Annotated in this window: 22 protein-coding genes; 4 read left to right on the top strand and 18 right to left on the bottom strand. The window is 23.1% G+C overall.

What is annotated here, in order from left to right:
* The first annotated feature begins 157 nt into the window (after nucleotides 1-157).
* Together AB8B22_RS01625 and AB8B22_RS01620 are read left to right on the top strand one after the other, a co-directional pair.
* Nucleotides 158-1,333 carry a glycosyl hydrolase 108 family protein gene (locus tag AB8B22_RS01625; protein ID WP_369711368.1) on the top strand — a complete coding sequence of 392 codons (1,176 nt, stop codon included), beginning with the start codon at nucleotides 158-160 and terminating at the stop codon, nucleotides 1,331-1,333.
* Between the two features lie 153 nt (nucleotides 1,334-1,486).
* A complete protein-coding gene (locus tag AB8B22_RS01620; protein WP_369711366.1) occupies nucleotides 1,487-2,320 on the top strand; it encodes a hypothetical protein in 834 nt (277 codons plus the stop codon).
* Nucleotides 2,321-2,413: 93 nt separating this feature from the next.
* Here AB8B22_RS01620 and AB8B22_RS01615 read toward each other — a convergent pair whose 3' ends face one another.
* The 10 genes from AB8B22_RS01615 to AB8B22_RS01570 form a co-directional block, all read right to left on the bottom strand.
* Nucleotides 2,414-2,812, bottom strand: a complete 399-nt coding sequence (locus tag AB8B22_RS01615; RefSeq protein ID WP_094079253.1) for a hypothetical protein — start codon at nucleotides 2,810-2,812, stop codon at nucleotides 2,414-2,416.
* 19 nt (nucleotides 2,813-2,831) lie between these two features.
* On the bottom strand, nucleotides 2,832-5,417 hold the full coding sequence (locus AB8B22_RS01610) for a transporter (protein WP_369711364.1): 2,586 nt from the start codon (nucleotides 5,415-5,417) through the stop codon (nucleotides 2,832-2,834).
* A 54-nt stretch (nucleotides 5,418-5,471) separates the two neighbouring features.
* Nucleotides 5,472-5,855 (bottom strand): hypothetical protein, encoded by a 384-nt coding sequence (locus tag AB8B22_RS01605; RefSeq protein ID WP_369711362.1) that lies wholly within the window; start codon nucleotides 5,853-5,855, stop codon nucleotides 5,472-5,474.
* A gap of 37 nt (nucleotides 5,856-5,892) precedes the next feature.
* Nucleotides 5,893-6,183 (bottom strand): hypothetical protein, encoded by a 291-nt coding sequence (locus tag AB8B22_RS01600; RefSeq protein ID WP_369711360.1) that lies wholly within the window; start codon nucleotides 6,181-6,183, stop codon nucleotides 5,893-5,895.
* 26 nt (nucleotides 6,184-6,209) lie between these two features.
* Nucleotides 6,210-7,775 carry a type IV secretory system conjugative DNA transfer family protein gene (locus AB8B22_RS01595; RefSeq protein ID WP_369711358.1) on the bottom strand — a complete coding sequence of 522 codons (1,566 nt, stop codon included), beginning with the start codon at nucleotides 7,773-7,775 and terminating at the stop codon, nucleotides 6,210-6,212.
* A gap of 197 nt (nucleotides 7,776-7,972) precedes the next feature.
* A complete protein-coding gene (locus tag AB8B22_RS01590; protein ID WP_369711356.1) occupies nucleotides 7,973-8,209 on the bottom strand; it encodes a hypothetical protein in 237 nt (78 codons plus the stop codon).
* A gap of 6 nt (nucleotides 8,210-8,215) precedes the next feature.
* On the bottom strand, nucleotides 8,216-9,361 hold the full coding sequence (locus AB8B22_RS01585; RefSeq protein WP_369711354.1) for a hypothetical protein: 1,146 nt from the start codon (nucleotides 9,359-9,361) through the stop codon (nucleotides 8,216-8,218).
* Between the two features lie 9 nt (nucleotides 9,362-9,370).
* Nucleotides 9,371-10,201, bottom strand: coding sequence for a VirB8/TrbF family protein (locus tag AB8B22_RS01580; protein WP_369711352.1), 831 nt, complete (start codon nucleotides 10,199-10,201; stop codon nucleotides 9,371-9,373).
* Nucleotides 10,202-10,225: 24 nt separating this feature from the next.
* Nucleotides 10,226-11,335 (bottom strand): ATPase, T2SS/T4P/T4SS family, encoded by a 1,110-nt coding sequence (locus AB8B22_RS01575; RefSeq protein ID WP_369711350.1) that lies wholly within the window; start codon nucleotides 11,333-11,335, stop codon nucleotides 10,226-10,228.
* Between the two features lie 52 nt (nucleotides 11,336-11,387).
* Nucleotides 11,388-11,729, bottom strand: coding sequence for a hypothetical protein (locus AB8B22_RS01570; RefSeq protein ID WP_369711348.1), 342 nt, complete (start codon nucleotides 11,727-11,729; stop codon nucleotides 11,388-11,390).
* Nucleotides 11,730-11,888: 159 nt separating this feature from the next.
* Here AB8B22_RS01570 and AB8B22_RS01565 point away from each other — a divergent pair, with 159 nt between their 5' ends.
* Together AB8B22_RS01565 and AB8B22_RS01560 are read left to right on the top strand one after the other, a co-directional pair.
* Nucleotides 11,889-12,503: a C40 family peptidase gene (locus AB8B22_RS01565; RefSeq protein ID WP_369711347.1), complete on the top strand. Its 615-nt coding sequence runs from the start codon at nucleotides 11,889-11,891 to the stop codon at nucleotides 12,501-12,503.
* Nucleotides 12,493-13,248: a hypothetical protein gene (locus AB8B22_RS01560; RefSeq protein WP_369711346.1), complete on the top strand. Its 756-nt coding sequence runs from the start codon at nucleotides 12,493-12,495 to the stop codon at nucleotides 13,246-13,248. Before AB8B22_RS01565 ends, AB8B22_RS01560 begins: the two co-directional genes overlap by 11 nt.
* Before the next feature lie 61 nt (nucleotides 13,249-13,309).
* Here AB8B22_RS01560 and AB8B22_RS01555 read toward each other — a convergent pair whose 3' ends face one another.
* From AB8B22_RS01555 to lepB, 8 genes are all read right to left on the bottom strand, one after another.
* Nucleotides 13,310-14,617: a hypothetical protein gene (locus AB8B22_RS01555; RefSeq protein WP_369711344.1), complete on the bottom strand. Its 1,308-nt coding sequence runs from the start codon at nucleotides 14,615-14,617 to the stop codon at nucleotides 13,310-13,312.
* A gap of 77 nt (nucleotides 14,618-14,694) precedes the next feature.
* Nucleotides 14,695-15,924, bottom strand: coding sequence for a hypothetical protein (locus AB8B22_RS01550; protein WP_369711343.1), 1,230 nt, complete (start codon nucleotides 15,922-15,924; stop codon nucleotides 14,695-14,697).
* An 11-nt stretch (nucleotides 15,925-15,935) separates the two neighbouring features.
* Entirely contained in the window at nucleotides 15,936-16,967 is a 1,032-nt protein-coding gene (locus AB8B22_RS01545; protein ID WP_369711341.1) for a hypothetical protein, read from the bottom strand.
* A 107-nt stretch (nucleotides 16,968-17,074) separates the two neighbouring features.
* The gene (locus AB8B22_RS01540) at nucleotides 17,075-17,605 is read right to left on the bottom strand and encodes a hypothetical protein (RefSeq protein ID WP_369711339.1); all 531 of its coding nucleotides are present in this window, start codon (nucleotides 17,603-17,605) and stop codon (nucleotides 17,075-17,077) included.
* Nucleotides 17,606-17,643: 38 nt separating this feature from the next.
* Nucleotides 17,644-18,177: a hypothetical protein gene (locus tag AB8B22_RS01535; protein WP_094079268.1), complete on the bottom strand. Its 534-nt coding sequence runs from the start codon at nucleotides 18,175-18,177 to the stop codon at nucleotides 17,644-17,646.
* 15 nt (nucleotides 18,178-18,192) lie between these two features.
* Complete coding sequence (locus AB8B22_RS01530) at nucleotides 18,193-19,014, bottom strand: hypothetical protein (RefSeq protein ID WP_369711337.1); 822 nt, start codon at nucleotides 19,012-19,014, stop codon at nucleotides 18,193-18,195.
* A gap of 121 nt (nucleotides 19,015-19,135) precedes the next feature.
* Complete coding sequence (locus AB8B22_RS01525; protein WP_369711335.1) at nucleotides 19,136-20,353, bottom strand: hypothetical protein; 1,218 nt, start codon at nucleotides 20,351-20,353, stop codon at nucleotides 19,136-19,138.
* A gap of 67 nt (nucleotides 20,354-20,420) precedes the next feature.
* The gene (gene lepB / locus AB8B22_RS01520; RefSeq protein WP_369711333.1) at nucleotides 20,421-20,966 is read right to left on the bottom strand and encodes a signal peptidase I; all 546 of its coding nucleotides are present in this window, start codon (nucleotides 20,964-20,966) and stop codon (nucleotides 20,421-20,423) included.
* Nucleotides 20,967-21,081 lie beyond the last annotated feature (115 nt).

Genomic DNA, 21,081 nt, shown 5'->3' with positions numbered 1-21,081 from the left:
TTTTTTATATAGAAAAGTGAAATAAATGTGTAATTATCAATACTTGATATGATTTTTCAAAAATTTGACTTTTTTTAATATTTTGTTGTAAAATAAAAATGTAAAATATATATTTTATTTAATTTATTTTAAGTAATATAAAATAGGGGGGATTTTTATGGTAAATAAAAATAATATGGATATCTTAATAGATGTTTTAGATTCAGCTGATAAAAAAAATTTACAAAATTTCAAAAAAAATGAAACTAAAACTGAAAATTCTATCATAAAAAAAGAATCTGAAATTTCTTCAAAAACAGAAAATAAAGAAAAATCAATCGAAGAATTGAGAAAAGATGTATTAGAGAATGCTCAAAAAATATACAACAGAAATCCAAGACCAAAATATGTATGGGAAAGTCAAGGACCAAATTATTATGATTGCTCTGGGTTTTCCCAAAGTATTTACAAAAATGCTGGACTAAAGATTCCAAGAGTTTCTTCTGAGCAATCCAAATTTACATCTAAAACTTTAAAAAAATCCGAATTAAAACCTGGAGATTTAGTCTTTTACGGCAAAGACGAAGTCAATCATGTAGCAGTTTACATGGGAGATGGAAAAATTATGGAATCCGGTGGCGGTAACTCAAGAAATAACACTCCAGCTAAAGCGGGAGTCGGAATTAGAATAAGAAACATCGACGCTAGAAAAGATTTTAAGGGAGGAATTTCTTTGGAAGATGTCGCAATAAAAAACAAAGTTGTAAGTAAAACCGAAGAACATAAAACTATCCAAAATAACGACCGTCGTTTTGAAGAAATTTTCAAATATCTTTTAAAAGTGGAAGGTGGTTATTCCAACGACAAGAACGACAGCGGCGGAAAAACAAAATACGGGATTACTGAAAGAGAAGCTAGAAGTCATGGATATAAAGGCGATATGCGCAATTTATCCTTAGATTTTGCAAAAAAAATCTATGAAGAAGACTATTATAAAAAAAATCAGTTAGACAAAGTTGAAAATGATAAAATTGCCCTTTCCATTTGTGATTTTTCAGTAAATTCTGGTAGTTACGGAGTGAGAAAAGCTCAAGAAACATTAAATAAAATTAATGGTACCAACTTAAAAGTAGATGGTGTACTCGGTGAAAAAACATTAGAAGCATTAAATGAGATAAATCCTGAAACTTTCTTAAAAGAATATCATAATTCTCAAAGAAAATATTACAATAGTATTGCTTATGGAAAAAATAAAGTTTTCTTAAAAGGATGGCAAAATAGAGTTTCTACTAAAGAAAATACTATTAGAAATATGAATACTGTTAAAAATAATTCACAGTCATTCACTAGATAACTTTAAAAAAATTATTTTAGTTTTTAATCTAGTTTCTAGAATTTATAAAATGTGCCTAAAAATTTTTTAAAATATTAGGTACATTTTGCATTATAAAAAATTTTTTTATACTTAAAAAATAAAAACAAAAAAGGAAAATTTGGGGAAAAATTTATGATTATAAATTATGGAAATAGCATAATTGCTAAAAATATTGAAAATGTAATTTTATTTGGAAAAATCTCAATGAAAACTGTAATTTTAAATATTATTTTTATCGTTTTTATTCTTATGGTTTTAAATATTCTCTACGAAATTTTTTTAATTTCAATTGAAGATAATCCGTCCAAAGTAATATCAAAACTCACAAATGAATTAATTTTTTTTGGATTTATATTTTTTATTTTAATAAACTGGATAAGCGGACTTAATATTTTGGAAAATATTATTGAACCTGTAATCTTTAAAAAAATTCCAAAATATATTTTTAATTTTCAAATTGAAGGAAAAAATTTATTTATTGAAAATGGAACTTTATTAAATTTAGATATTCTCTGGAAAACTCTGGAAGAAATTCCAAGACGAATTTATATCTTAAAAGATACTTGGACTATATTTTTAGAATGGATTTTAAAAAGTAATTTAGGCACTACAATAATATTAATATTATTAAAGATTTTTATGTATTTTGTTATTATTATATTTTTTAGTGATATTCTGCAACTTATTTTAACTGTCCATTTAATTTATATCTTTTCAGGAATCTCATTTATATTTTTAGTATTTAAACCGCTAAGAGAAAATTATGGACTTATGATCCCAAAAATTCTTATTTCAACTTCAATTCAATATTATTTAACATTTATTTTGGTTGGAATATGTGTTGGATATTTAAAATTTATTTATTCAATTGGTGGAAAATTTGTATATATCATTGCAATTTTTCTTTTGATGGGAATAATAAAAAATATGATAAAAACTATTAATCAAATTGGAACAAAAATTTAAAAAGACTCTCTTAAAGATGAACTTAACCAAAAATCTTGAATACAAAAAATCAAGATAAAAAGTTTAACTCAAATAAAGAAAGTCTTTATTTTTTTATTTAATATATATCTGAGATATATTTATAGATTGAGCTTGGGAAGAATCACTTGCGCCTGACATATCAGAAATAAGTTTGGGACCAAACCAGGTTCCACCTATAATAATTCCATAAATTACTAAATTTTTGAATAATTCTGCCAAATCTAATTGCTGTCCTCTATATAAATTAAAAACTGAAATTGCAAACATAAGTAATCCTCCTGCCGTAACAATCCACTGAATCCAAGGAAGAAAACCCATTATTCCACCTAAAACTCTGTTAAATACCGTATTTGTCGCCATATTGGTATTTGTATTCACCGACATTCCCAAAAGTTGCTGATTTGCTGCATAAATTAAATTTGTTGATAAAAATATTAATAAAACTATTACTGTTGTAAAATTTTTTCTCATTTTTTCCCCCTTTAAACTTTTATTTTTCTAATATTTTATTTGCAATTTGTAAATCTTCAAAACTTATTTTATTTTCTTCATATTTATATTTTAAATAATCTTTATTTAAATTTTTTAAATATTTATCTTTCTCGTCTATTTTTGAATATTTTTCCAAATAAATATTTGACAAATTTTCTATCACTGACTTTGATGTATCATCTCCAGCTCCGACATATGCCAATTCAAGTTTTGACAAATTCAGCTCAAAAAGTCTTGTTCCATATTTGGAATTATAAAGATACTGCCTTTGTCCAAATGCTTTATCTAACGTGGAAATTGCAATCTGTGAAAGATTGTAACCTTCATAAAGTTTTTTGTGCGTACTTAGCGCATTTTCATTTGGCAAAAATATTTTTGTCATGCATGCATCTTTTATTGTAGCAGCTATACTTGATTTTTCTATATCATTTAATGACTGTGTCGCAAAAACAACTTCAGCATTTGCTTTTCTTAAAACTTTTAGCCATTCTTCAATTTTTGCCTTCATTCTTTCGTGACGCAAAAATACCCAGCATTCATCAAGAATAATCAAAGTTGGAATATCTTTTCCCAATTTTTCACTTTCGATTTTAAAAAACAAATATTCTAAAATTGGCAAAAGCACTTTAGGTTTTTCCATAATTGCTCCCATTTCAAAAGTTAAAAAATTTGTATCTTCCATCACATCACTGTTATTATCAAAATAACTCCCATAAATTCCCTCTTGTGAATAAACCCTTAATGCTTCCTTTAATTTTTGAATTTGCACAAGTTTTACAAGTGTGCTAATTGTACGCATTTTGACTTCCATTTTAGATAGTGAAATCAATGCATCATATATTTTTTTCCGATTCACTACATCTTTTGCTAAATTTTCATCTTCCTGTGCAATAAGTCCCATCACCCAATCCATCGCAAATTCCATATTTTTTAACTTATGAATATTTCTGAGTGGCTGAAACGCCATATGGTTTTCACTTCCTAAATCATAAAATCTGCCACCTGAAGCCATTGTCAAAACTTTTGATGACGCTCCTTTATCAAAGACAAAAACTTGTGCAGGACTTTTCTCATAATTTTTACCATTTTTATCGCTAAAAACTTTACTTTCATATTTCAAAAAATTTAAAACCATCGTTCCTAGCAAAACAGATTTTCCTTTTCCCGTAGGTCCCAACACAAGCGTATGTCCAACATCTTTATCAACTTTGTTATTAAAATGAAAAATTCTGTCATTCGTTATCGTGTCAAACAAATTTGGCGCATTTATACGCTCATCCCAGTCATTCCCTTCAAAAACTGAAGAAATTGGAAGCATATATCCTAGCGACTTAGAATTCATTGGACTCTTTCTCATATTTTGCTTTATATTGGACGGCATTGCCCCAAAATAAGCATCTTTTACATTTAATTTATCATCTAAGCAAGTAAAACCATGGCGATTTATAATTCTAATGACTAAATTAACTTTTTCGTTTAATTTTTTCAAATTCTTGTCTGAAATTATCACAGTAAAAGTGTAATATCCATAAGAAACCTTGTCCGCTTCGAGCTCCTCTCTTGCATATTTCGCTTCATAAGTTTTTTTAATTCTATTCTCATTCCCGTTGTCAATATTCCCACGAGTATTATTAAACGCATTCAAAACAATTTGAATCATATTGTATCTTTTTCCAAACTGATATTTTTCAATATTTCTTATTGAAGAAATCGCCTCTTCTTTGGAAAGTCCTATCAATCTGGTCACACTTCTAAATGGAAATTTTAATTTTTCAAGTTCTGAAAATATTTGCGGTACAACTTCACTTGGAAATAATTTTATGCTCACAACTTTTGTATACGAATCGTTTGCTTTAATTGCACCATTTTCAATTTTCATCTGTGAACAGCTTAACCATTCATCAATTGGAAAACTTAACGGTGGAACTTTCAAATTAACTAATGGCAAATTTGGATTTATCGTTCTGTATAAAAAATTTAACAATTCACTATTTTCCAAAACTTTAATGTCTAAAACTGCATACTCAAGCCTAAATAAAATATCTTCCAATTTTCTGTTAAATTCTTTAATCAAACTATCAAATTGTTTCAAATAATCTTTTTTCTTAAAAATTCCTTCGTTAAACAAAAATTCATCAATATTTTTTTCTTTTGTGTAATCATACAAATATGAAATTGTCAAATAATGACGAATTTTATAAAATTTTTTCTTTTTAAAAAGCTCACTTCGCATTTTATGACCAATAATCGTAGGAATTGGAGAAAAATCACTTATTTTTTCTTCTTCTCTTTTTATTGGGATTTTTTGCGTTTCATAATGAAAAATAACTCCGCTATCGACTTCCTTCAATGTTTCATTCAAATTTTCTAAAATTTTATCAATATCATCAACATAGTCCAAATCTTTATTAATAATTTCAAAAATTCTGGCAAATCCTCCATTTTTCAGTAAAAGTGTATTTTTATCAATCATTCTTCTATACGGAATATAAAAATTCACGCTGTCATTAGTTGCAGTCAATTTAAATTTGTCATTAAAATTTTCAGAAACAAAAAAATTTCTTTTTTTATTTTTATCTTTCATTTTTCCCCTTTCAAAAATTTTTTTAAAAAAATACTTTATATTTTAAAATACAAATTATTCATCTTCTAAATTTTGATTTATTTTTTCAATATTCACTGCTTCTCCTTCTGGAACTTCGCTAAATTCACTACTTTTCACTTTTTCATTATAGTTTTTCAAATCATTTTCGTATTGAGCCATCGCATTTTCATATTCTTTTTTTCTATAATTTTCTTCCTCAACTTCTTTTAAATATTTGTGCCATCTCGAAAAATAATAAAATTCTCTCACATTTTTATATTTTTGCAACTGAATTTTTAAAAAATCACTATTATCATAAATTTTATTTTCATCATTTGAATTATCAATCGAATTATCAATAATTTCTATTTTTGGTTTTTCATTTTGATTGCAAAAAACAAAACTTGAAAAAATTAAAAATAAAAATATTTTCTTCATAAAATTTTCCCCCTTCGTAAAAGTATTTTAATTTATTTTAGTTTCTAGAATTATTTTTAAATATATTTTTAAAATTAATATTATTTATCAAATCATCAACTTCATATATTTCTTCTTTATCATTAATTTTAATATTACTTTTTGAAAAAGATAGTTTTCTTTCTTTTTTATCTTTTTTATTTTCTTTTTTTAAAAAATCTTCTTTTTGAATTTTGTTATAAATTTCAATATATTTTTTTATTCCTTTGCTATTTTTTATATAATTTTCTCTACTTCTCTTATATTCTTCCAACTCTTTCTTATCAAGTTTTTCAATATTTTGTTCCAATATTTTTATTTCATTATAAATTTTTTTTATATTTTTTTCATATTTTTCAACGCAACTTTGTAAGGAATGTAGTTATACGAATAATCTTTATATTTTTTTTGCTGTTCTTCAGAAAGTTTTATATATTGTTTTTCTTTATCATAACAACTTTCTGTGTAAATATATGGAATCTTTGTCAAATCACTGTACTCTTTTTCCTCAAAATAGACAATCTTATCACTTTTTATTGGATTTCTTCCCGCAAGTTTAACTATTATTTTATCACTGGGAAATCGTCTAACTTCATCTGGCGTAAGTAAATCTTTTCCCAGAAATTGCTGACTTTCAGATTTTATAATCGTTCCAATTGTCTTATTTGACTGAGTAAACTGCTCCACCGTTTCTTTACCCAAAAGTTTTGAAACATAATTTGAAGTAGTTTCATCATTTGAAGTATAAAAAACTTGTGTCTGGCAATTTGACAAAAAACCATTTTCCTTTCCATAAATTTTAAATAACTGATCCAGCGACTGGAGAATTAACATCATTTTCATCCCATAACCAGCTACATACCCAATTCCCTTTTCCAAAATTTCCAACTTTCCAATTGCTGGAAATTCATCTAAAAGCAAAAGCATTCTCCATTTATGTCCTTTTTTATTGATATAATCTATTTCTGGAGTAAGAATATTTACCATTTGCAGCAAAAGTATTTTTATTAGTGGCGAAAGCGAAGTTATATCAGCAGGTGGTACAACTAAATAAAGTGATACTGGCTTTTTGTAATTCATTAAGTCAAAAATTCTAAAATCGCTGTGATCTGTATTCTCTTTTACAACTGGAATTTCAAAAATCGAAAGTTTAACTTTTGCTGAGCCAATTACAGAACCTAAAGTCTGCTCTGGCAAATTTCCTTTTTCCATAAGGTATCTTGCTGCTTTTGGATGTCTTCCTCCTCTAATTATTTCAGCATCATTCGGATACATTTGAAATAATTTATTTCTGACATATTCTTTAATTTCTTCATCTTTTCCAAATTTTTCTATCATATCTTCTTCCTGCGCCTTTTGTAAAATTATTTCTTTTATTGGTGCCGTGTAATTTGGATCTGTTATAAAATCGACCACATCTGCCATACTTGCACTAGATACTGGCTTTTTTTCGCCATTTTCAAAAAGAAATTTTGGATTTTGCAAAAATTTTTTATACATCACATAAAAAATTATTCCAATTAACAAATCTGCCGCCGAATTATTCCAATAAGGATCTTTTCCTCCGCCGCTGTCATCTTGCATAATTATATCGACAATAAGTCTCACATCTTCCATTTCGTATTCAGTCAAAAATCTGACTTCTCCAAGCGGATTATATCCACACGAATTTTTTGATTTTGGAGCAAATCTTAAAATTAAATTATCAAATTTTTCTTTTCTAGCGCCCGAAGTCAGCTGATAATTTTCCCCTTTAATATCAAGTACGACAACACTTTCATTCCAAGAATCAATAAGTGTCGGAATTATAATAGAAACTCCTTTTCCTGTTCGAGTTGGCGCTGTAACACAAATATGAGTTTTATTATTATCTCGCAAATTTATTCCATTAAATCTTCCCAAAACCACACCTTTATCAGATTTTAAGCTCACACCAAAATATTTATCTTTTCCTGGTTTAAAGTCAATTTCTTCAATACCACCCCATTTTGCTGAACCATGTGAATCATTTTTTCTTTTTTTCTTTTTTAAAATAAAGTAAAAAATTAAAATTACTAAATTAAAAATTATGAGATAAAAAATTGCAAAGGCTTTTGCTTTTAAAAAAATGAACTTTGAGAAACATAAATTATTTTCCCATGATAATTTATTTTTTTCCCAGCAAGTGCAAAAGTTCCAAAAAATTTTAGATTCGTTTTTTGAGACAAAATTTTATAAATATGAAAAAAAACTTTTTTTAATATAAAATTAAAAAATAAAATATATGCTAAAATATTTAAGAAAAAATATGTTACAAAACTAATTATAACTTTTAAATTAATTTTATTTTTTTTCATCTTTTTTTATCCCCCTTTCGCACATTCTAAAGATATTTTTTCAACTATTTCAAAAAAAGAATCTATGTTATGAAAATCATAAATATTTATTCCTGTATTCATAATCAAAAATTTAATAAATAAATTTTTTTCATATTTAAAATTATTTCTTTTCAAAAATTCATAAAAAATTTTTTTTACATCTTTTTTCAAAAAAATATTTTCGCTTCCAACAAAAAATTTTCCACTAAATTTTTTAACTAATTTAAAAATAATTTCTTTTTTCAAATTTTCACTTCCAATTCCAATTTCAATTCCATTTTGAACGGTTGATTTTGAAATAATATTTTTTTTATTTTTCAAAAGTTTATCCAAAATCATGCTGTATAGAATATCGCTATCCAAATAAAAAATCAAAAGTAAATTATTTTTCAAAAGTTTTTCATTTTTTTCTTCAATTGGAAAAGATAAAAAATCAGGAATTTCAATATCATAATAATTCAAAATATTTTTTTCTTCGTAAAAACTTTCAATTTGAAATTTTATATTCAAAAAATAAAAATTTTTTTCAAAATTTATTTTAAAATTTAAAATTCTAAAATTCGTTATGTTTTCCCAAAGAAATTCACAGTTTTGAGAAAATTCATAATTTTTATACAACGAATCATCAAAAACAAGATTTAAAGTTTTATTTCCATTCATTTCTTCAAAAATTTTATCAATTTCAAATTCATAAATTTCAATTTTTTCAAAAGTTTTTTTTGCAATTTTTTTTAACTTGAAATTTTTTCTCATTTCAAAAATCAACTCTTTAAAAATAATATTAAAATCTTCATTTTCATAATAATCAAAATCCCAATTTTTTATTTTTTCTTTTTCAAAATTCAAAATCTCAAATAATTCAATTTCAAATTTTTCCCACAAAATATATTTTAGAAGTTCCCAATTTTCTTCAAAAGTAATTTTATGAACATAATTTTTACTGCAAAATTTTTCAAAACTTACAAATTTTTGTAATTTCCCATTTTCAATTCCATCTTTTATTCCAACCAAAAGAATATGTTTTTCATCAATAATTTCATATTTATATAAAAAGCCAAAAGAATATTTTTCAGATTTTTTCGTTTCACAACTATTTATTAAATTTAGCAAATTTTTTATTATATTTTCCAAAATTTTCTCCTACTGCGAATTTTGATTTTCCATCGGTTCTATTTCTATATTTTGAGTTCTAGGATTTTGGTTAAATTTTAAAGAGTTCCCATTATTTTGTTGAATCGGAATTGGATTTTGCAAAATATTTTGACTCACATTTCCAAATTCCACATCTTTTATTATAAGTCCCAATGGATTTAATCTGACCATCGCATTTGAATTAACTGCAACTTTATCCAAAAAAGCTACCATTGTATACTTAGTTTCTTTTTCAGGTGTCCCATTTTGCGAATAAGTCGTTTCCTTAAAATTGACTTGATATTTGTCCTTGTCTATTTTAACAAAACTCTCAATTTCAACTGAAATTGATTTTTGCATTCTCAAAACTTCATTTGTGTTAGTTTTATTAGCAATAAAATCTTCAATTTTTGCTTTTGCCAAATTATTTACAAATGCCATTTTTTCTTTTGTCTGTCCTTTATAAAATTCGCTATCCCTGTAAACAGTTCTTATTTTTTTCACAAAATCAACCAAAAAATATTCAACTAATTTTTCATCAACATTTTGATTATCAGAATTTTTAGTATTCAAGATTTGCCCATTGACGGAATTTTCTTTATCAACTCTTATAACATAAGGAATATAAGGATTTTTTACACTTCTATAAATTAATCCTAAAAGTGTTGCAAAATTTGTCAAAGTTAAACAAATTATTATAAAATGTAATATTTTCAAATATTTTTGAATTTTTACAGTTGAATGATACATCATTTCAACAGATGTCTTCATACCTTTGGAATTATTTAAATTTCCAAATTCATATTTCTTACTAATTTTTTTTATTTCTTTTATATTCACAATTTTCCCCTTTACTTAAAAAATTCAATTAATTAAATCTTCCAAAATATACTTTTTATTTTTATAGTCATAGCCTTTTACTCTCATTATTTCACTTATATAATTACTGCTATCCATTTTTTTCTTTACAGTAATCACAATATTTACAGCTTGTATTATTTCTTCAATTTGTGGAACAGAAGTTATCGAGAGCATATACTGCTCCATCTTTTTTAATGCAGATTGACTGTCATCAGCATGAATTGTGTTAAATCCTCCTTTCGCACCAGAATTCCAAATTTTTAGCAAAATATCAACTTCTTCTCCAGTTCTTGATTCCCCAACAATAACAGTATCTCCATTAAGCCGCATTGAAGTTTTCAATAAATCAGCAAGTTTCACATATTTTGAAGTTGTAAGTTCCACTTTATTGTCACAGTCGCATATAATTTCAGGCGTATCTTCAATTATAATTATTCGCTTTTTTGTCCCTCTTAATTCATTGATACAAGCATTTGCAAGAGTAGTTTTTCCAGTTCCAACTCCTCCAGCAATTAAAATATTTGCTCCATTATGTATTTCTTCCACAAGTTTTTTTCTATATTCTTCCAAAAGTTTTCCAGTATTTACATAATCAGTCAGCGGAAAAATTCTAGACGGTCTTTTTCGCAGTGAAAAAACAGGCTGACCTTTTACAATATCACCCATTAGACACTCAATTCTTTCACCAGTTGGAAGATTTGTCGATAAAATTGGCTCTTCTTCAGAAATTATGGCATGATTATAATCGGCAATTAACTTTATCATGTTTTCTGCACGATCTGCTTCTAAAATTATATCCGTCTTAAATTTCCCCTTTCCAAACATATCCACTCTTATAAATCCATCTTGATTTAAATTAATTTCATTGATGTTTTTATCTTTTAAAAGCGTCATAATCTCTTTTCCAAATTGTGAAAATATAACTTCGCTGTCTTCTCTAACTTTAATAATTTGTTTATATCTATATGGCAATTTTGAAAAAATTGAATCATAAGTTGTAATATAACTCAAATCTTCAAGTCCAATATTGTCAGGATTTTTTTCCAAAACTTCCATTTTAGTCTTTTTATTTTCTTTTTCAATTTCTTTGAAAAAAACTTTTATCTCTTCCATTTATTTTTTTCTCCCTTTTTTCTCCTCTTTTTTTATTGTAGATTTTCTTTAATTATAAAACCAAATTAAAATTAATATTTGCTCCAAAAATCAAAAAAATAAAATCTCCAATCGCCCAAGTCAATCCAATAATAAATGCCGCCTGAATAAATTTCATAAAAACAGCTGCCAAATCTGGTGGCTTTCCAGAAGAAAAAATTTCTGGAATGATTCCTAAAATTGCGACAATTAACATAACTCCAGTTATTGTCCATTGCAAAAATTCAATAAATCCAAACAATATTCCATTTACATCTTGCGTCACTTCCGAAGCAGTTTTATCTATTTCGCCTGCAAAAACTGGAAATATTAATATTATAAATATTATAATTATAAATACTTTTTTACTTTTCATATTTTTCTCCTGATTATTAATCTTTTTTTAATTATAACTTTATAATCTTTTTTTGTCAAGAATAAATTAATTAAAAATTAAATATTTTAAAAACATATAAATTTTATCTTGACTTTTTTTAAAAATAATATTAAAATAAATAAAAAAAGGGGGAGAACAATGAAAAAAATAATTTTTGTTTTTTTTATAACAACCGTTTTATCTTTTACAAACGGCTTGCGATTTATGATGGAAAAAGATAAGATTGATAATTTAAATTTAAAAAATTCTCAATCTGAAAAAGAAATTTCTGAAATTGGAGATGTTGGTATAAAATCTCTTGAAACGAATTTAAATACAGATATAAAATTGATTAACAATCAAAAAAATAAAAAAACTTTATTAAACAATTTGCTCAACAAAATAGTAAAAGAATCGAATACTTATTTGGGAACGCCGTATTTATGGGGTGGGACCACAAGAAATGGAATTGACTGTTCGGCTTTTGTAAAAAATGTTTATTTATCGATAGGAATTAAACTTCCAAGAGTTTCACAAAATCAAGCAAAAGTTGGAAAAACTATTACGCTAGACAAGATAAGAAAAGGCGATTTGATTTTTTTTGAAACAGATAAAAATCGTCCAAATACAGTTTCACATGTGGGAATCTATTTAGGAAGCGGAAATTTAATTCATGCTTCCAGTAAAAATAAAAAAGTTGTCATCGTTCCACTTAATCAAGGATATTTTTTATCAAAAATCGTTATAATAAAAAGGATTGTAGATGTTATATAAAGATAAAAATAAAAATAAAACAATAGACAAAATGTTTAAATATTTAAAAGATAATTTTTTTGATAACGAATTATTATTATTTCATGATTTTAACGACTTAAACTTAAATTACAATTTTGAAACAAAAAAATATTTGAATGAAAATTTTATTTTTCAAAATATAAATAAAATGTTTTTACAAAATAAAATTTCTGAAATAAAAAATTTTGAGAAAAAATTTAATTTTTTAGAATTTGAAAACTTTAAACAAATTTTTGAACATAATTTTGAAAAAGATTTAAAAAAAGAGGTTAAAAACAATTTAAAAAATAACTTAATTAATAAATTTAGCGATTTTGATAATTTATTTAAAAAGAAAAATATTTTAAAATTATCTTTAAAATATTCCATTGATTCAATAAATAAAATAAAATTTTATAATTTTTTTGAATTAAATATTTTAGAGAATGAAAATTTTGAAAATTTAAAAATATATAAAAAAGAAAAAAAGATTTTTGAATATGAATACTCTTTTTATATTTTTAATTTGAAAAACAATTTTTTGAATTTAAAAATTTGGCTTAAAGAAAGACAAAAAAATATAAATTCTATAAATTTAAAAAATCAAAAAATTTTAGATGAAAACTTTAAAAATATTTCGGATAATTTTATTAAATTGAATTTTCTTTGTGAAACAAAAAAAAATAAAGTTGACATTGAAAATATGAAAATAATTAGTCAATTTCCAAGATATTTAAATGAATAACTATATAAAAAAATAACTCTAATAATTTCATTTTGAGTTATTTTTTATTTTTAAAAATTTTTTAAATTATAAATTTTTTTATTTTATTAAATGGCATTTTAGATTCTCCAAAAATTTCTGTCCCCTTCAATCCAAATACTTTTCCAGAATAAATTGATTTTCCAATTTCTCTTATTTTTGTTAAAAGCAAAACTGCGATATAAAGAGTCAAAATCAACTCTAATAATTTTGATATGCTGCTGATTCCACTTTTTTCAATTTTATCAGTCAGCGAAAAACTGATTCCAGCTAATAAAAACATTACAATGACATTCGTCATCGCATAAATTACCGCTCCGATTACCCCAGTTCCAATATTTTTTGTAATCTGCAAAACTGAAAATATAATGATACACATCGAAAAACAGCCAATTACTAAATAATCAATTAAAATTGACATTATTTCAACGGCTACCTTAAAAATAAAATATAAAAATAAAATTCCAGAAAATAACAAAATTAACGGCATTATATTATTGACAACCCCTTGAATATTAAACATCATTTTTATTCCTTGCACCATAATTGAAAATGGAACATCAAATAATTTTGTTAAATAATTTGGCAAATTTTTCATGTTAAAATTTTGTCCTGATAATATTCCACCAATTTTCATTGAAAAATTAAATAATGCTCCTGTATAAAAATTCCAAAAAAAACTGTTTGCCAGAAATAAAAAAATAATACCAATAACTGCAATTTTAGGAACCATATTTTTTAAAATTTGAATTATTATAATTGAATTTATATCTTCAATTTCTAAAACACCTTTAAGAATTCCAATTAAAATTTCAGTAGTTCCCATAAGCAAAAGAAAAGTTGCCAAAATATTTGAAAGTGTCCGTCCAACATTGTCAGTAATATTTCCAACTACTTTAAATAAATTTATAATTATTTTACTTCGCATATCTTTCGTATCTTCCATTTTTCCAATTGGAGATTTTTCATAATTTAAATTTTTTATATAACCATTATTTCCATTGCTTATATTTTTAATTTCTCTCGTTTCATTTGCCATAAATGCTGCTACAGCAATAATTTCCCAATATTTTAACTCTATTTTATCCCACATAATCGGCTTTGTGCCAATATCATTCTCATAATTTAAATTTGAAGAGTTTATTGCATTAACCGCCATTCCGATGTTATATGCTGAAATTCCAGTTGCAGCAGTCGACAAAATTGCACCAAAATTAAAAATAGCTTCTTCATCAAAATTTTGATTTTGAAAATTATTTCTTTCAAGACTTTGAATTTCTCCAAAAGTATTTATAACTGCAAAAAAAATTCCAATAGTTAAAATTAACAATGTCGTCTTTTTTATTTTCATTTTTTATTTTTTCCCTTCTTATTACTTTTTCTCTGATCTTTTTTCAAATAAATTATTTTTATTCTTTACTTTTATTTTTAAATCTTTATTTTTTCTCTTCTTATCACTTTTTCTCTAATTTCTTTAGATAAACTATTTTTATTCTTTACTTTTATTTTTAAATCTTTATTTTGTTCCCTTCTTATCATTTTTTCTCTAATTTTTTTAGATAAATTATTTTTATTTTTTACTTTTATTTCTAAATCTTTATTTTTTTCGTTTTTTTTATCTTTTTCATTAAATTTCAAATTTTCTTCTTTTTCTTTTTTGCTTTCTTTCTCTTTTCCGATTCCTGCTCCGTCCAAAATTGAATTTACAACATTACTTATATTCCACATAATTTTTTGTAAAACTAAAATAATGACTGAAAAAGCTGCAATTCCATCAATACTGCTCGAAATTGATATTGTATTTAAGATTTGATAAATAATTCCCATTATTGCAACTGAAATAAATAATGTAACTGCTTGTTTTATAATTAATTTTATTCCTTCAAATCCAATTTTTTTTGTCGAATCCAAAGTTAAAAAAATTATATATATTGTTGATACTGAAGAGAGTATTAAAGCTGTAAAAATATTTCCCACAAATTTTGATAAAATTCTGCTTATTATCCACATACAAAAAATTAATATCATTATTTTTATAATCATTTCAAAAATTCCAGATAAAGTCATTTTTTGTAAAATATCTTTTAAAATTTCAAATGGCTTTGTCAAAAATATTTTTGAAATTTTTCCAGGCGTTGTATTCAAAAAACTTGTATCTCCAAAAAATAAAATTCCAAATTTATAAAACATCGAAAAAATACTTTCGACAAAATATGTCAAAAAAGTTCCAGAAAATATTTTATTTTTATAAAATTGATTTTTTCCAAAACCAAATTTTAATGAATAATGAAATGGTGTAACAAGCATAAAAGAAATAAAAAGATTTATTACAAAAGTTGGAATTATCATTTTAAATATTCCATAAATATCAATTTGTCCAACATTTTTTAAAATTATTTGCAAAATATTTATAATCATGAAAAAAAGTAAAATATATCCAAAAATTTGACTTATTTTAAATGAAATTCCACGATACAAAATAATTCCACCAAAATAAATCGAATCTATAAAATTTGAAATTATATCATTTCCTCTTAATGTATATTCTTTAAATATTTTACTAAAAGTATCAGATTCAAAATTTGCGAATAATGTTGAATTCATTAAAAATATTAATGCTAAAATAAATCTTTTTCCAAAAAATTTTTTTATTTTCATAATTTCCCCTTTTAAAAACTTTCCGCTAAACTTTGTGCCACACCATAAATAATATTTTGTAAAAAACTTATACATAAAAATATTTTTACCATATTTACTAAATTAAAAGGCGTAATAATAACTCCATTTTTTATCACAGCTTCTCCCAAATTTTGAATTGCCATCGAAAGTAAAATTATGATTGCAAAATTTACAAGATATTGCAAAAATCCACTTATTATTATTTCCAAAGTATTAAGTGCTTTATCTCTTGTAATTTCATGCATTGCAAAAATCATATAAAATAGTCCAACTGAAGTTGAAATTATAAATGAAAGTGTACTAAAAAACATATTTAAAACTATTTTAAAAAGTGTCAAAATCGTCATAAGTCCCATGCCAACTGTAAGCGGACGGAAAAATACAGTTTGCACAATCATTCTTGAAATAGAAAATAACATTCCAAGTGTATTTAGCGAATTTTGGGCAACTTCTTCAGGACTTGTAAACCACTGTAAAATCGTTTTCCAAATTGTCCCAAAAAATCCAAATAGTCCTCCAATTGCATCAGGTTGAGCTAAAATCCCATTTCCAAAACTTGCCACAATTAAAGGAATTCCTTTTCTGAAAATGTGAGCGGCTAAATCAGCATAAGTCAAATATTTTCCATTTTTCATAATAATATTACTTGCTTTTATAAAGTCACTGTAAATATAAGTCGGCAATTTAAATAAAAAAACTGGCACAATAATTTCTTTCATAATTGCTGGATACATTGCAACAAATATAAAATATGGAGATTTTAAACTAACTTCAACCAAAATATTTTTTACAATTTCTTCAATTGAACCACTAAATCCATTTTTTAAAATTTTCCACAAAATATTTATAACAAGCAAAAAAATCATAATGGACATAATTATTCTAGAAAGTTCAACTTCGCCATTATTTAAAATCGAAAAAAAATCTGTCGTACCAAATGAAATTTTATTCTTAATTAAACCCAAACCAATTTTTCCTAAACTATATTCATTTAAAATTTCAACTTTAATTTTTTTATGCAAAAAAATTTTCAAAATTATTTTTATAAATCTAAAAAAATTTATAGTACAAAACAATTATTTCTCCTTTCTTTTATTTTTTTATTTTAAAATTTTATTTTTTTTATTTCTTAATTTCTTAATTCATCTATTAATCTATATCTATTTATTTCTTTCGCTTTTTCATGAATAATTTTTGATGTATTCATTTCTAAATTTTTCAATTTTTCAATCTTTTTTTCAATTTGAACTTGTTTTTTTGAAATATTTTTCAAAAATTCTTTTCTAAAATTATCAATTTCCGCATCAGAAATATTTAAATTTTGTTCTCTAAATATTTTTTTTATTTCTTCATTTGAAGTATTTGCAAATTTTTGAATATTTTCTTCATAAGAACTCTCTTTTTCTTCAGGTTCTTCCACAAACGATTTCATTTTTTCAAAATCTTTTTCCTGATTTTTCAAAATAATATTTTTATATTCAGGATTTCTTTTTTCTCCAAAAATTAGAGTTTTTGAAAAATTTAAATTAATTAATAAAATTGTAAAATAAATAATTAACGCTAAAATTCCTATAAAAATATATTTTTTAGGAAGTTTTACTCCTTTTATAATAATTTCATCTTCCAGCGACAAGACAAAATCAACAATTTTTTTATTCATTGCTTTTTTCCTTTTTTTATTTTTTATTTTTTTATATTTTATTTATTTTCGTTATTTTCTTTACTTTCTCCTAATTTTTTAAACTTTAAATATAATAATTTTTCAAAAAATGTTTTAAAATCTTTTCGCTCAATTTCAACTATTTCAAATTCTGCCATTTCATAAATCAAACTTTTTAATTCCGTTTCTGGTAAAAAATTAAGTGGAATTTTATTTAAAACTGAAATCGGATTTCTCAAAAGAACGATTGCCTTTTTTTGAAAATCGAAAAATTTATTTGAATTTATTTCTTTTATTATAAAATCTTGATTTTTTAATGTCACATCAAAATATTCTTTTATTTCTTCAAAATTATTTTTTCCACGAATATATTTTATCTCATAATTTTTTTCTCTTTCAAAAAAATAAAAATTTTTCTTTTTTATTTTTATAAATATTCTATTTTCTCCATCTAACACAACTCCCAAATAATTTTCCACAACAAATTTTTTCCCATAATTTCCAAATCCTAATTTTTTTATTAAAAATAAAATAACAACTAAAAAAATTAATGTAATAAAGTTTAAAAACATAATTCCCACCCTTTTCTAAAAAATATTTTTAATTTTTTTCGTAAGCGAACCATTTTCTTCATTTTCCAAATAAAAATTTTCAGTTTTAAAATATTGTCCATCTAAATAAATATCAAATTTAGAATTTTTTACTCTAAAATTTTTTATTTCAACTTTTTTTCCAAAAGATTTTTTTTCGCCATAAAAAATAATTTTTTCAAATCCATTCATCAATTTTAAAAACTCAAAATAATTTTTAAAAAATAAACTTTGCACAAAAATTTCATTTTTTGAATTTATATTCAAAAAAATATATTTTATATTTTCTTCTAAAATTCTATGATATTTAAAAAAATTAGAAAATTCATCTAAATTTTTTTCGCTCAACTCAAACGGATTCTTTTTATTAATTTTAAAATTTTTTTTATATTTATATTCCAAATATTCTTTATATAAAACTTCTTTTTCTTCTTTTTTTTTTTTTTCACTATTCAAAAAAATTATTTTTCTTTTAAAATTTTTCTCCATAAAAAATTTATATTCATCTTGCAGAATATCAAAATCTGAAACTCTAAAAATTACCCCATCCAAAAATAAATTCACACAACTAATTTCATCAAAAAAAACGACTGTCACAAATCTCTCAAAATTTTTATTTCCAAACTTTTGTGAAAATGGAACAACAAAATTGAATTTTTTCAAAAGTAAAAAATAAACTTTGATAAAAATAAATTCTCTGTCAAAATAAAATTTTTTATTTTTTAAATTTTTATTTTTATATTCTTCAATAATGCTATAAATATCATTCAAAAAAATTCCCACAACTTTTCGATTCTTCAAATTTTTATTTTTTTTCAAATTTTTTATTTTAAAATTAAAAGAAAAACTTTTATTTCTTTTCTCAAGTTCAAATTTTTTTCTTCACATAATCTTTTTATCTTTTTTTATTTTTATTTTTTCTTTTTCTTTAAATTTTTCTTTATTTAAAAATTTTTTTCTTTTTTTCTAAAATTTTTTCAAACTCAATTTCAATTTGTGCTTTTTGAAAATCCGTTATTTTTTTTATCAGCTCAAAATCATTAAATTTTACACTCTTTTTTTTAACCGTTCCATCTTCACAAGAAACTCCCACAACAAATTCTTTAAGTTCATCAATCAAATTTTTAAAGACAACACTTTTTGCAATTTCAAAAAAATTAATTTTTTTTGTATTTATATTATAAAATTCAAAATTTACAAAATAAAATTTAATTCCATTTTCTATAATCAAATTTTTTTTTATAATTTTTTCAAAATTTTGAAATAACAATTCTTTAAATATTTTCTCTTGCGAAAAATTTTTTTCATAAAAAATATCTTTTTGATTTTTAAATAAATTTTCAGGAATCAAAATTAATTTTTTTCTCACATCAAAAAATATTCTAGCTTTATAAAATCTTTTTGCCAATTCATAAAAATTTTTTTCTTTTTTATTTTTTTCAAAATCAAAATTTAATTTCAAATTTTTTAAAATCGAGATTTCTGCCAAAAATTTTTCTCTTTTTAAAACTTTTTTCCCATTTTCAAAATAAATTTTTTCATATTCAAAATTTTCTTTTATAAAATTAAAAATTTTCATAAAAATATAAATTTCGATAATTTTATTTTTTTTTATTTTATTTTTAAAATTTTCTTTTTTCTCAAAATTTTCTCTTATTTCTTTATCAGTTTCTTCATCAATTTCTTCAAAATATTCAAATTCTTCATATCTTTTTTTATAAATCAAAAATAATTTTTCAAAAATTTTTTCTGAAATTTCCAAATAATATTCATCCAACTTTTCATCGACAACTTCCAAATTCAAATTTTCATACCCAAAATAATTAAAAAAATCTAAAACACCCAATTTATAGTCCACATTTCTATTATCTTTTTTATTTTTTAAAAAACAATCTCTATCTTTTATTGTCATCTCAAAAATAATTTTTTTTCTCTTTTGAATTTTTGAAATTTTCTCCAAAAAAAATTCATTAATTTCATTTTGTTTTTCAAAATCATTCGTCCCATAAATAATTTTAGGATTAAAAACTAAATTTTCTTTTCCAAATGAATCTTCTTTTATTTTACAATTCAAAATATTTTTTACATCATTAAAATAAATACTCACATTCCAAAGTTTTTCAATATTTTTAAAACAAATTTTATAATTTTCTTCCATTTTTCTAGTTTTCCCCTTTTTCCTTTCAAAACTTTAAAATTTTTTATTAAATTTTTTTATTTTAATTTTAAAAATATTTTATTATTTTTTCCAATTTTTTTTCATCAATCAAAAGTTTCATCTCAAATTTAAAATTCTTTTTTTTAAGAATTCCAAAATATCTTGAATCAAACGAAGTCGGTGTATCTCCCATAACAAAAAATTCATCTTTTCTTAAAACATAACTTTCTTCTTTTTTTATATTTTTATTTTCGTTTTTATTTTCATTCAATCCTTTTATCTTAAAAATTTCCCCCTTTTTTTCCCCATTGATAAAAATCCCGCCATTTCTATTTTCTATTTTATCCCCACAAACTCCTACAATTCTTTTAATCAAATAAATTTTTTTCATTTTATTTTTATTCGGAAAATTTTCCAAATATTTCAAATACTTTTTGTCAAGTTCAAACAAAACCAAATTATTTTTTTTATATTTTGGAAAAAATTTTTTAAAATAAATTCCCTTTGTAAGGCTGTTTGTCACATTGTAAGTAAATCTTGAGAAAATAAAAATTATACTAAAAAAAATAAATATAATAACTAAAAAAATATTCTTTTTGAAAAAATTCAGCATATTTATTTTAACTCCTTTTTAATTTTAATTTATTATACCATTAATTTAAAATTAAAACAAGATTTATTTTTAAATTTTTAAAAAATATTGAAAAAATAATAATTTAAAATAATAT

The sequence above is a fragment of the Leptotrichia rugosa genome, from assembly GCF_041200005.1.
Taxonomy (GTDB): Bacteria; Fusobacteriota; Fusobacteriia; order Fusobacteriales; family Leptotrichiaceae; genus Leptotrichia; species Leptotrichia rugosa.
This window is presented reverse-complemented; position numbering and strand designations above follow the sequence as displayed.

Coding starts and splice junctions, on each gene's coding strand:
- AB8B22_RS01625 (WP_369711368.1), top strand. CDS start 158: ATGGTAAATAAAAATAATATGGATATCTTAATAGATGTTTTAGATTCA.
- AB8B22_RS01620 (WP_369711366.1), top strand. CDS start 1,487: ATGATTATAAATTATGGAAATAGCATAATTGCTAAAAATATTGAAAAT.
- AB8B22_RS01615 (WP_094079253.1), bottom strand. CDS start 2,812: ATGAGAAAAAATTTTACAACAGTAATAGTTTTATTAATATTTTTATCA.
- AB8B22_RS01610 (WP_369711364.1), bottom strand. CDS start 5,417: ATGAAAGATAAAAATAAAAAAAGAAATTTTTTTGTTTCTGAAAATTTT.
- AB8B22_RS01605 (WP_369711362.1), bottom strand. CDS start 5,855: ATGAAGAAAATATTTTTATTTTTAATTTTTTCAAGTTTTGTTTTTTGC.
- AB8B22_RS01590 (WP_369711356.1), bottom strand. CDS start 8,209: ATGAAAAAAAATAAAATTAATTTAAAAGTTATAATTAGTTTTGTAACA.
- AB8B22_RS01575 (WP_369711350.1), bottom strand. CDS start 11,335: ATGGAAGAGATAAAAGTTTTTTTCAAAGAAATTGAAAAAGAAAATAAA.
- AB8B22_RS01570 (WP_369711348.1), bottom strand. CDS start 11,729: ATGAAAAGTAAAAAAGTATTTATAATTATAATATTTATAATATTAATA.
- AB8B22_RS01565 (WP_369711347.1), top strand. CDS start 11,889: ATGAAAAAAATAATTTTTGTTTTTTTTATAACAACCGTTTTATCTTTT.
- AB8B22_RS01560 (WP_369711346.1), top strand. CDS start 12,493: ATGTTATATAAAGATAAAAATAAAAATAAAACAATAGACAAAATGTTT.
- AB8B22_RS01555 (WP_369711344.1), bottom strand. CDS start 14,617: ATGAAAATAAAAAAGACGACATTGTTAATTTTAACTATTGGAATTTTT.
- AB8B22_RS01550 (WP_369711343.1), bottom strand. CDS start 15,924: ATGAAAATAAAAAAATTTTTTGGAAAAAGATTTATTTTAGCATTAATA.
- AB8B22_RS01540 (WP_369711339.1), bottom strand. CDS start 17,605: ATGAATAAAAAAATTGTTGATTTTGTCTTGTCGCTGGAAGATGAAATT.
- AB8B22_RS01535 (WP_094079268.1), bottom strand. CDS start 18,177: ATGTTTTTAAACTTTATTACATTAATTTTTTTAGTTGTTATTTTATTT.
- AB8B22_RS01525 (WP_369711335.1), bottom strand. CDS start 20,353: ATGGAAGAAAATTATAAAATTTGTTTTAAAAATATTGAAAAACTTTGG.
- lepB (WP_369711333.1), bottom strand. CDS start 20,966: ATGCTGAATTTTTTCAAAAAGAATATTTTTTTAGTTATTATATTTATT.